Genomic DNA, 9,468 nt, shown 5'->3' on the forward strand with positions numbered 1-9,468 from the left:
ATTAACCTTTAAAAACTTTTTCTAAAGAAACACCTCTTTGTTTTGCAACAGTGTGAGCGCTTCTCATTTGTAATAAAGCATCAAAAGTTGCTTTTACCACGTTATGAGGATTTGATGATCCTTGAGATTTAGATAATACATCGTGAATACCTACTGACTCAAGAACTGAACGAACAGCTCCACCAGCAATAACTCCTGTACCATGGGAAGCAGGAATTAAGAATACACGTGCACCACCAAATTTACCTTTTTGTTCGTGAGGAACAGATTGTCCGTTCAAAGGAATTTTTACTAAATTTTTCTTAGCATCTTCTACTGCTTTCGCAATTGCTTCAGAAACGTCTTTAGATTTTCCTAATCCGTGACCAACTACTCCGTTTTCATCACCTACAACTACAATAGCAGAAAAACCGAAAGCTCTACCACCTTTTGTAACTTTAGTAACACGATTAACACTTACCAGACGATCTTTAAGTTCAAGACCACTTGGTTTTACCAATTCTACATTTTTGTATTTAGACATAATATATTAGAATTTAAGTCCAGCCGCTCTTGCGCCTTCTGCTAATGATTTAATACGACCGTGATACAAATATCCACCTCTGTCAAAAGTGATGGTATCAATCCCGGCTTTTAACGCTTTTTCAGCAACTAGTTTTCCAACTGCAGCAGCTACTTCAACGTTAGTACCTTTTCCTATTTCTTTTTCTCTTGAAGATGCAGCTAATATAGTAACTCCGTTTACGTCATCAATAAGTTGAGCATAAATTTCTTTGTTACTTCTAAATACAGATAGTCTTGGGTTAGTAGCAGTACCACTAATCGTTTTTCTAATTCTGAATCTAATTCTCTGTCTTCTATCAGATTTTGTTAATGACATAATCTTATTTTTTAAGCTGATTTACCTGCTTTTCTTCTTAATACTTCACCCACAAATTTAACACCTTTTCCTTTATATGGCTCTGGCTTACGGAAACCTCTGATTTTCGCAGCAACCTGACCTAAAAGTTGTTTATCAAATGATGTTAATTTTACGATAGGGTTTTTACCTTTTTCAGATATTGTTTCTAGAGCTACTTCTGGAGCAATTTCTAAAACAATATTGTGAGAATATCCAAGAGCTAAATCTAACTTTTGACCTTGGTTTGAAGCTCTGTAACCAACTCCAACTAATTCAAGTTCCTTTGTAAAACCTTCAGACACACCAATAATCATGTTATTGATCAATGATCTGTATAATCCGTGTTTTGCTCTTTGGTCTTTATGATCAGACGATCTTTCTAACAGAACCTGATCGCCTTCAACTTTTACAGTAATGTCCGAAAACTCCTGAGTTAGTTGACCTTTTTTTCCTTTTACCGTAACGATACCGTCCTTAACTTCTACAGTTACTCCAGCAGCGATTACAATTGGGCTTTTACCTATTCTTGACATCTTATCTAGTCTTTAAAATTAGTATACGTAACAAATTACTTCACCACCTACATTTAATTGTTTCGCTTGTTTTCCAGTCATAAGACCTTTTGAAGTTGAAACAATTGCAATTCCTAATCCGTTAAGGATTCTTGGTAATTTGGCAGCACCTGCGTATTTACGTAAACCAGGTTTACTAATTCTTTGGATATCTTTAATTACAGGCTCTTTAGTATCTTTATCATACTTCAAAGCAATTTTGATTGAACCCTGAACGGTGTTGTCCTCAAATTTGTAACTCAAGATATAACCTTGATCAAATAAGATCTTGGTTATTTCTTTTTTTAGATTAGAAGCTGGAATTTCAACAACTTTGTGGTTTGCAGCCACAGCGTTACGAACTCTAGTCAAATAATCTGCAATAGGATCTGTATACATATGTATTTGATTGCGATTATGGTTTTCGGGAGGCACTCGCCTCCCGAACCTTTAATCAATTAAAATTATTTTTTGGTTTGCAAAAGTACTAACTTATTGCGAGATTACCAAGATGCTTTTTTAACTCCAGGAATTAACCCGTTATTAGCCATCTCACGGAAAGTTACACGTGAAATACCAAATTGACGGATATAACCTCTTGGTCTGCCTGTTAATTTACAACGATTGTGTAAACGAACTGGTGAAGCATTTTTAGGTAATTTTTGTAAACCTTCAAAATCTCCGGCTTCTTTCAAAGCTTTTCTTTTCTCAGCATACTTAGCTACCGTTTTCTCTCTTTTCACCTCACGGGCTTTCATTGATTCTTTAGCCATGTCTTAATTCTTTTTAAAAGGTAATCCTAATTCAGCCAATAATGACTTTGCTTCCTTGTCTGTTTTTGCAGTAGTAACAAATGTAATATCCATTCCTGAAATTTTGTTTACTTTGTCAATATCAATTTCAGGGAAAATGATTTGCTCCAAAACTCCAAGGTTGTAATTACCTCTTCCGTCGAAACCAGTAGCTTTGATACCACTAAAATCTCTAACGCGTGGTAAAGCAGAAGTAATAAGTCTATCTAAAAACTCATACATTCTTTCACCACGTAAAGTAACTTTTGCTCCAATAGGCATCCCTTTTCTCAATTTGAATGACGCAACGTCTTTCTTTGAAATTGTAGATACTGCTTTTTGTCCAGTGATCTTTGTTAACTCATCAACTGCATAGTCAATAAGTTTTTTATCAGATACAGCTGCACCAACTCCACGGCTCAAAACGATTTTTTCAAGTTTTGGAACTTGCATTACGTTTGTATATCCGAATTCCTCTTTAAGAGCAGAGATTACTCTACTCTTATATTCTTCTTTTAGTCTAGGTGTATATGCCATTACTATAGTACTTGATTAGATTTTTTTGAAAATCTTACTTTCTTATCTCCTTCTACTCTAATACCAACTCTAGTTGTTTCCTTTGTTTTAGGATCAATTAGTGAAATGTTAGATATTTGTATAGAAGCTTCTTTCTTAACGATACCACCTTGAGGGTTTTTAGCACTTGGTTTTGTATGTTTCGAAACCATGTTTACACCTTCAACTATCGCTTTATTTTTCTCACGGTAAACACGTAGAACTTTACCTTCAGCACCTTTATGGTCTCCAGCAATAACTCTTACGATATCTCCTGATTTAATTTTTAGCTTTATCATCTTAAAACGAATTAAAGCACTTCTGGTGCTAATGATACAATTTTCATGAATTGTTTTTCACGAAGTTCTCTTGCTACCGGACCAAAAACACGTGTTCCTCTCATTTCCCCTGCAGCGTTCAAAAGAACACATGCATTATCATCGAAACGGATATAAGAACCATCAGCTCTTCTCACTTCTTTTTTGGTACGTACAACAACTGCAGTTGAAACAGCTCCTTTTTTAACGTTACCGTTAGGAGTTGCATCTTTAATAGATACTACAATCTTGTCACCAACAGAGGCATACCTTCTTTTGGTACCTCCTAAAACACGGATAGTTAAAACTTCTTTTGCTCCCGTGTTATCTGCTACTTTTAGTCTTGATTCCTGTTGTACCATAATTATTTAGCTCTTTCTAAGATTTCAACTAATCTCCAACATTTTGTTTTACTTAAAGGACGCGTTTCGCTAATTCTTACAGTATCTCCAATGTTACAGTCGTTTGTTTCGTCGTGTGCAACGTATTTCTTTGTTTTCAACACGAACTTACCGTATAACGGGTGTTTTACTTTTCTTACTTCAGCAATAACAATAGATTTATCCATTTTATTTGAAGTAACAACACCTATTCTTTCTTTTCTTAAATTTCTTTTTTCTTCCATCTTTCAGCAGAATACAATTATTGTAACTCTCTTTTAGTTAGCTCTGTAGCCAATCTTGCAACTGTTCTTCTTACACTTCTGATTTGAAGTGGGTTCTCAATTGGAGAAATAGCGTGGGCCATTTTTAGGTCAGCATATATCTTCTTAGTTTGACTAAGTTTTTCTTGCAACTCCGCTGCAGAAAGATCTTTTATTTCTGATTGTTTCATAATATAAATTTAATTATGCTTCGAAATCTCTAGCAACGACGAATTTAGTTTTTACTGGAAGCTTTTGAGCTGCAAGACGTAACGCCTCTTTTGCAACTGATAAAGGAACTCCTCCAACTTCAAACATAATTCTTCCGGGTTTAACAACGGCAGCCCAATATTCAACGGCACCTTTACCTTTACCCATACGTACCTCAAGAGGTTTCTTAGTAATTGGTTTGTCTGGAAATATTTTGATCCATAATTGTCCTTCTCTCTTCATGAAACGAGTTGCAGCAATACGCGCAGCTTCGATTTGACGAGACGTTAAGAACATTCCATCTTCATGTACAGATTTAATACCAAACATTCCATTAGAAAGTTCATGCCCTCTTTGAGAGTTACCTTTCATTTTACCTTTCTGTACCTTACGGTATTTTGTTCTTTTAGGCTGTAACATTTTTCTTTAGTTTAAAAATTTACTTTCTTTTACGAGCGTCTGGTTTTCCACCTTTATTAAAGGGTTTTCTGTCTCCTCTCGGAGAATCACCACCTTTACCACCACCAGTTCCGGATTGTTTTTTATCCATTCCTGCAAGTGGGGAAAGATCTCTCTTTCCATAAACTTCACCTTTCATGATCCATACTTTGATACCCATTCTACCGTAAGTAGTGTGAGCTTCAGCCAAAGCATAATCAATATCAGCTCTGAAAGTTGATAGAGGAATTCTACCTTCTTTGAAACCTTCTGAACGCGCCATCTCTGCACCATTCAAACGACCAGAAATCAAAACTTTGATACCTTCAGCGTTCATACGCATAGAAGCAGCAATAGCCATTTTGATTGCACGTCTGTAAGAAATACGGCTTTCGATTTGACGAGCGATGCTTGTCGCCACAAGATAAGCATCTAACTCAGGTCTTTTAATTTCAAAGATGTTGATTTGAACCTCTTTGTCAGTAACTTTCTTAAGTTCTTCTTTCAACTTGTCTACCTCTTGTCCGCCTTTTCCGATAATGATACCAGGTCTTGCAGTAGTGATAGTAACGGTTACAAGTTTCAAAGTTCTCTCGATGATTACTTTAGATACACTAGCTTTTGATAAACGAGCGTGGATATACTTTCTGATTTTATGATCTTCGGCAAGTTTATCACCGTAATCATTTCCACCATACCAGTTTGAGTCCCACCCTCTGATGATACCAAGTCTATTTCCAATTGGATTTGTCTTTTGTCCCATGCTGCTTAAGAATTGCTTTGTGTGTTATTGATAGCTCCAAGCACGATTGTTACGTGGTTAGAACGTTTTCTTATTCTGTGTGCACGACCTTGTGGAGCTGGACGAAGTCTTTTCAACATCATTCCACCATCTACTCTGATCTCCTTAACAAATAATCCAGCTTCTTCTAAATTACCTTCACTATTTTTTTGCTCCCAGTTGTTGATTGCAGATAATAATAGTTTCTCTAATTTTCTTGAAGCCTCTTTAGAACTGAATCTTAAGATGTTAAGTGCTCTTTCTACCTTCTGACCTCTTACCAAGTCCGCTACTAAGCGCATTTTTCTAGGTGAAGTAGGGCAGTTATTCAATTTTGCGAAAGCAATAGACTTATTAGCCTCTTTTCTCGCATCTGCTGTTTCTCTTTTACGAACTCCCATTGCTTCTTATTTTTTACCTTTATTTTTTGCTCCAGCATGACCTCTAAAAGATCTAGTTGGTGAAAATTCTCCTAATTTGTGACCTACCATGTTTTCTGTTACGTAAACTGGTACAAATTGACGACCGTTATGAACTGCGATAGTCTGTCCAACGAAATCCGGAGTAATCATAGAAGCTCTAGACCAAGTCTTTACTACACTATTTTTACCACTTTCTACGTTTTCCTGAACTTTCTTGTCTAACTTATAATGAACGAAAGGTCCTTTTTTTAATGAACGTGCCATATCTTATTATTTCTTTCTACGTTCTACGATATACTTGTTACTCGGGTTTTTCTTAGAACGAGTTCTATAACCTTTTGCTGGTATTCCATTTCTTGAACGTGGATGTCCACCAGAAGAACGTCCTTCTCCACCACCCATTGGGTGATCAACAGGGTTCATTGCAACAGGTCTTGTTCTAGGTCTTCTTCCTAACCATCTTGTTCTACCAGCTTTTCCTGATACAACTAATTGGTGGTCTGAATTAGAAACAGCTCCAATTGTAGCCGAACAAGTTAACAAGATCAATCTTGTTTCACCAGATGGCATTTTAATTGTAGCATATTTTCCGTCTCTTGCCATTAACTGAGCAAATGTACCAGCTGAACGAGCGATTACCGCTCCCTGACCTGGACGTAACTCAATACAAGAGATTACAGTTCCTAAAGGAATTCTGCTTAAAGGTAATGTATTACCAATTTCAGGCTGAGATTCAGGACCAGAAACTAATTTCTGACCAACTTTCAATCCGTTTTGTGCAATTACATAAGTTTTCTCTCCATCAGCATAAGCTAATAAAGCGATAAATGCAGTACGATTTGGATCATATTCGATTGATTTCACTGTAGCCGGAATTCCTTCTTTTGTACGTTTGAAATCAATAATACGATATCTCTGCTTGTGACCACCACCCGTATAACGCATGGTCATCTTTCCTTGACTATTTCTACCTCCAGAGTTTTTTATCGGCGCTATCAAAGAGCGTTCCGGCTTATCAGTTGTAATGGCGTCATAACCATTCACAACTCTAAATCGCTGACCTGGGGTAATAGGTTTTAATTTTCTTACTGACATTTTTCTATCTTAGATATTGTTGTAAAAATCAATTGTTTCTCCTTCTTGTACTTGAACAATCGCTTTCTTAATTGCATTTGTCTTTCCACTGATCAAACCACTTTTAGTGTATTTTGTAGTTCTGTCCGGTCTTACGTTCATCGTGTTAACTGAAACGATAGTTACTCCATAAGCAGCTTCAACAGCTTTCTTAATCTGAACTTTGTTTGCTTTTTTGTCAACAACGAATCCGAAGCGGTTTAAAACTTCACTTTCTTTGGTTACTTTTTCTGTTACTATAGGTCTAATTATGATACTCATATTCCTATTATTTGCTTAAATTTTCTTCGATTAACTCCAAAGAACCTTCTAAAAGCACTAAATTATTAGTGTTTAAAATAGCGTAAGTGCTTAATTCTGAGCTAGTTACGACATTAGAAGCCTTTAAATTGCGTGACGACAAATATACATTTTTATTTGACTCTCCCAACACAAATAGAGATTTTTTATTTTCTAACCCTAAAGCTTTCAAAACGTTAATGAAATTTTTAGTGTTTGGAGTTTCAAATTTAAAGTCCTCAAGAACGATAATATTTGACTCTTTTGCTTTGATTGAGAACGCTGATTTTCTTGCCAATCTTTTCAAGCTTTTATTCAATTTGAATGAATAACTTCTTGGTCTTGGTCCAAAAATTGTTCCACCACCTTTAAACAATGGATTTTTGATACTTCCCGCACGAGCTGTACCTGTTCCTTTTTGTTTTTTAATCTTACGTGTACTTCCTGTCACTTCAGCTCTTTCTTTAGCTTTGTGAGTTCCTTGTCTTTGATTAGCAAGATATTGCTTAACATCAAGGTATACAGCGTGATTGTTTGGTTCAATTGCGAATACTGAATCAGAAAGTTGAACTTTTCTTCCAGTATCTTTTCCGTTGAAATCTAATACTTTTACTTCCATTACTTCTGAATGATTACATAAGAGTTTTTATGTCCAGGAACACATCCTTTAATAACAAGTAGGTTCTTTTCAGCTACTACTTTTAAAACTCTAAGGTTTTGAACTTTTACATTGTCTCCTCCCATTCTTCCAGCCATACGCATTCCTTTGAATACTCTGGATGGATAAGAAGAAGCTCCCACAGAACCTGGCGCTCTTAAACGGTTGTGTTGACCGTGAGTTGCTTGTCCAACACCACCAAATCCGTGACGTTTAACAACCCCTTGAAAACCTTTACCTTTAGATACACCTTGTACATCTACAAATTCTCCTTCAGCAAAAATAGAAACATCAATAAGATCTCCTAATTTTTGTTCAGTTGCAAAATCTTGAAATTCAACGACTTTTTTCTTAGCAACAGTTCCAGCTTTTTTAAAGTGACCTAAAGCCGCTTTAGTGGAATGTTTCTCGTTTTTGTCATCGAAACCAAGTTGCAACGCTTCGTACCCGTCAACACCTTTGGTTCTGACTTGGGTAACAACACACGGCCCAGCCTCGATTACTGTACAAGGAATGTTTTTCCCGTTTTCGTCGAAAATACTAGTCATGCCGATTTTTTTACCAATTAACCCAGACATAAATATTAATTATTAATTACTAAAATTCCCTTCAATTTGAAAATAACAGAAATTTCCAAACAGGGAGTGCAAAAGTAGACATTAAAATTGAATATACCAAACGGTTACAAAAATTAAATCGCTCATTATCAAAATCCAAGCATCAAAGCTTCCACCAAGAACATTCTGTTAATTAAAAAAATAACGAACTGCCCCATTAGGCCTCAAAAACTTTTTTCTTAACAATTACTTAATTTAACCCATGAAAATCTTTGGCAACAGCCTAAACAAAAGACATTTCATCAAAAAGTGACAAACAAAACAAATACAATTAAAACTAAAAAAGACACTCCAATCTGAACCAAAAAATAAAAACGAAACATTGCCAACTCACTTTTCCATTTAAATATGATTGTAAAAAACTTTTTTCTTTTTTAACCTATTTAACAATTTAAAATTACTAACCTTTCCTTTATCGTAACGATCCTTCAAATTTATAAGTTCCAAAACTTCGACAGTAATTATTTATACACGCTCTTAGCATCGTAAAGAACAAAATGAATGCCTCAATCCATACCGTGTAAAGAAAACAATTACACTCTTCTCAGAACACTCTAAACAACTCCACTACAACCTTCAACAAACTACATTTACTGGTAAATTTCACAACAAAACAAAAAGACCACTTCGTTACCCGAAGTGGTCTTTTTAAAAGTTACTTATTTTAGCTAAAAGACTATTTGTCTTTTAATAATTTTTCTAAATATTCATTTTTATCTTTTTCAGCCTGAACTAATCGTTCGTATAATTTTTTATTTTCATCATAAACTTCAACTAATTTATCAAGAGGATGAAATGTACAATGATTCGTTCCAAAATTAAACGCACCGCTATTAGTTGTATCATTAAATGTGTTGAAATAATTAAACACCCCTTCTTCCGAGAAATTTTTAATAGCCTCTACAGTTACGCCCAGAGCCTTTGCTACTTCAACTAATTTTTCTTCATCAATAGTCTCGCTGTTTTCCATAATAGAAACAGCCTGCTGATTGGTCCCTAAGGCCTGCGCTAAGGCTTCTTGCTTCATGTCTTTTAGCTCACGAATACGGCTTATTTTACGCCCTATGTGATTTGGTTTTGTTGCTGTACTCATAATTCAAAGATAATAATTAAGTTCAATAATAAGTATTGGGTAAAAAATATTTAGCGTAGTATAATACGAGAGACTATC

At 35.4% G+C, this 9,468-nt stretch carries 19 protein-coding genes; all 19 read right to left on the reverse strand.

Going from position 1 to position 9,468, the window contains the following annotated elements:
- Nucleotide 1: 1 nt before the first annotated feature.
- Nucleotides 2-526, reverse strand: a complete 525-nt coding sequence (gene rpsE / locus D0817_RS11445; RefSeq protein ID WP_085950926.1) for a 30S ribosomal protein S5 — start codon at nucleotides 524-526, stop codon at nucleotides 2-4.
- A 3-nt stretch (nucleotides 527-529) separates the two neighbouring features.
- Nucleotides 530-880 (reverse strand): 50S ribosomal protein L18, encoded by a 351-nt coding sequence (gene rplR / locus D0817_RS11450; RefSeq protein ID WP_127338521.1) that lies wholly within the window; start codon nucleotides 878-880, stop codon nucleotides 530-532.
- An 11-nt stretch (nucleotides 881-891) separates the two neighbouring features.
- Nucleotides 892-1,434 carry a 50S ribosomal protein L6 gene (gene rplF, locus D0817_RS11455; RefSeq protein ID WP_042565877.1) on the reverse strand — a complete coding sequence of 181 codons (543 nt, stop codon included), beginning with the start codon at nucleotides 1,432-1,434 and terminating at the stop codon, nucleotides 892-894.
- 18 nt (nucleotides 1,435-1,452) lie between these two features.
- Nucleotides 1,453-1,851, reverse strand: coding sequence for a 30S ribosomal protein S8 (gene rpsH / locus D0817_RS11460; RefSeq protein ID WP_007803657.1), 399 nt, complete (start codon nucleotides 1,849-1,851; stop codon nucleotides 1,453-1,455).
- Between the two features lie 104 nt (nucleotides 1,852-1,955).
- On the reverse strand, nucleotides 1,956-2,225 hold the full coding sequence (rpsN, locus tag D0817_RS11465; protein WP_007803655.1) for a 30S ribosomal protein S14: 270 nt from the start codon (nucleotides 2,223-2,225) through the stop codon (nucleotides 1,956-1,958).
- A 3-nt stretch (nucleotides 2,226-2,228) separates the two neighbouring features.
- On the reverse strand, nucleotides 2,229-2,780 hold the full coding sequence (gene rplE, locus D0817_RS11470) for a 50S ribosomal protein L5 (RefSeq protein ID WP_017495015.1): 552 nt from the start codon (nucleotides 2,778-2,780) through the stop codon (nucleotides 2,229-2,231).
- A 2-nt stretch (nucleotides 2,781-2,782) separates the two neighbouring features.
- Nucleotides 2,783-3,097 (reverse strand): 50S ribosomal protein L24, encoded by a 315-nt coding sequence (rplX, locus tag D0817_RS11475; RefSeq protein WP_007803650.1) that lies wholly within the window; start codon nucleotides 3,095-3,097, stop codon nucleotides 2,783-2,785.
- An 11-nt stretch (nucleotides 3,098-3,108) separates the two neighbouring features.
- On the reverse strand, nucleotides 3,109-3,477 hold the full coding sequence (gene rplN / locus D0817_RS11480) for a 50S ribosomal protein L14 (RefSeq protein WP_007803649.1): 369 nt from the start codon (nucleotides 3,475-3,477) through the stop codon (nucleotides 3,109-3,111).
- A gap of 2 nt (nucleotides 3,478-3,479) precedes the next feature.
- Nucleotides 3,480-3,740, reverse strand: a complete 261-nt coding sequence (gene rpsQ, locus D0817_RS11485) for a 30S ribosomal protein S17 (RefSeq protein WP_007803646.1) — start codon at nucleotides 3,738-3,740, stop codon at nucleotides 3,480-3,482.
- Nucleotides 3,741-3,757: 17 nt separating this feature from the next.
- Nucleotides 3,758-3,949 carry a 50S ribosomal protein L29 gene (gene rpmC / locus D0817_RS11490; RefSeq protein ID WP_007803639.1) on the reverse strand — a complete coding sequence of 64 codons (192 nt, stop codon included), beginning with the start codon at nucleotides 3,947-3,949 and terminating at the stop codon, nucleotides 3,758-3,760.
- Nucleotides 3,950-3,962: 13 nt separating this feature from the next.
- A complete protein-coding gene (rplP, locus tag D0817_RS11495; RefSeq protein ID WP_007803637.1) occupies nucleotides 3,963-4,388 on the reverse strand; it encodes a 50S ribosomal protein L16 in 426 nt (141 codons plus the stop codon).
- Nucleotides 4,389-4,407: 19 nt separating this feature from the next.
- Nucleotides 4,408-5,169 carry a 30S ribosomal protein S3 gene (gene rpsC, locus D0817_RS11500; protein ID WP_007803635.1) on the reverse strand — a complete coding sequence of 254 codons (762 nt, stop codon included), beginning with the start codon at nucleotides 5,167-5,169 and terminating at the stop codon, nucleotides 4,408-4,410.
- A gap of 5 nt (nucleotides 5,170-5,174) precedes the next feature.
- Nucleotides 5,175-5,588 (reverse strand): 50S ribosomal protein L22, encoded by a 414-nt coding sequence (rplV, locus tag D0817_RS11505; RefSeq protein WP_007803631.1) that lies wholly within the window; start codon nucleotides 5,586-5,588, stop codon nucleotides 5,175-5,177.
- 6 nt (nucleotides 5,589-5,594) lie between these two features.
- Nucleotides 5,595-5,873 (reverse strand): 30S ribosomal protein S19, encoded by a 279-nt coding sequence (gene rpsS / locus D0817_RS11510; protein WP_012022488.1) that lies wholly within the window; start codon nucleotides 5,871-5,873, stop codon nucleotides 5,595-5,597.
- 6 nt (nucleotides 5,874-5,879) lie between these two features.
- Nucleotides 5,880-6,704 (reverse strand): 50S ribosomal protein L2, encoded by an 825-nt coding sequence (gene rplB, locus D0817_RS11515; RefSeq protein ID WP_059114053.1) that lies wholly within the window; start codon nucleotides 6,702-6,704, stop codon nucleotides 5,880-5,882.
- 9 nt (nucleotides 6,705-6,713) lie between these two features.
- The gene (gene rplW / locus D0817_RS11520; RefSeq protein WP_017495018.1) at nucleotides 6,714-7,004 is read right to left on the reverse strand and encodes a 50S ribosomal protein L23; all 291 of its coding nucleotides are present in this window, start codon (nucleotides 7,002-7,004) and stop codon (nucleotides 6,714-6,716) included.
- Between the two features lie 7 nt (nucleotides 7,005-7,011).
- Nucleotides 7,012-7,641 carry a 50S ribosomal protein L4 gene (gene rplD, locus D0817_RS11525; protein WP_127338522.1) on the reverse strand — a complete coding sequence of 210 codons (630 nt, stop codon included), beginning with the start codon at nucleotides 7,639-7,641 and terminating at the stop codon, nucleotides 7,012-7,014.
- On the reverse strand, nucleotides 7,641-8,258 hold the full coding sequence (gene rplC, locus D0817_RS11530) for a 50S ribosomal protein L3 (protein WP_007803612.1): 618 nt from the start codon (nucleotides 8,256-8,258) through the stop codon (nucleotides 7,641-7,643). The genes rplD and rplC overlap by 1 nt, the downstream gene beginning before the upstream one ends.
- A 715-nt stretch (nucleotides 8,259-8,973) precedes the next feature.
- A complete protein-coding gene (locus tag D0817_RS11535; protein ID WP_127338523.1) occupies nucleotides 8,974-9,390 on the reverse strand; it encodes a helix-turn-helix domain-containing protein in 417 nt (138 codons plus the stop codon).
- Nucleotides 9,391-9,468: the final 78 nt, after the last annotated feature.

Origin of the sequence: Flavobacterium cupreum, from assembly GCF_003996965.1 — a bacterium.
Classification (GTDB): domain Bacteria; phylum Bacteroidota; class Bacteroidia; order Flavobacteriales; family Flavobacteriaceae; genus Flavobacterium; species Flavobacterium cupreum.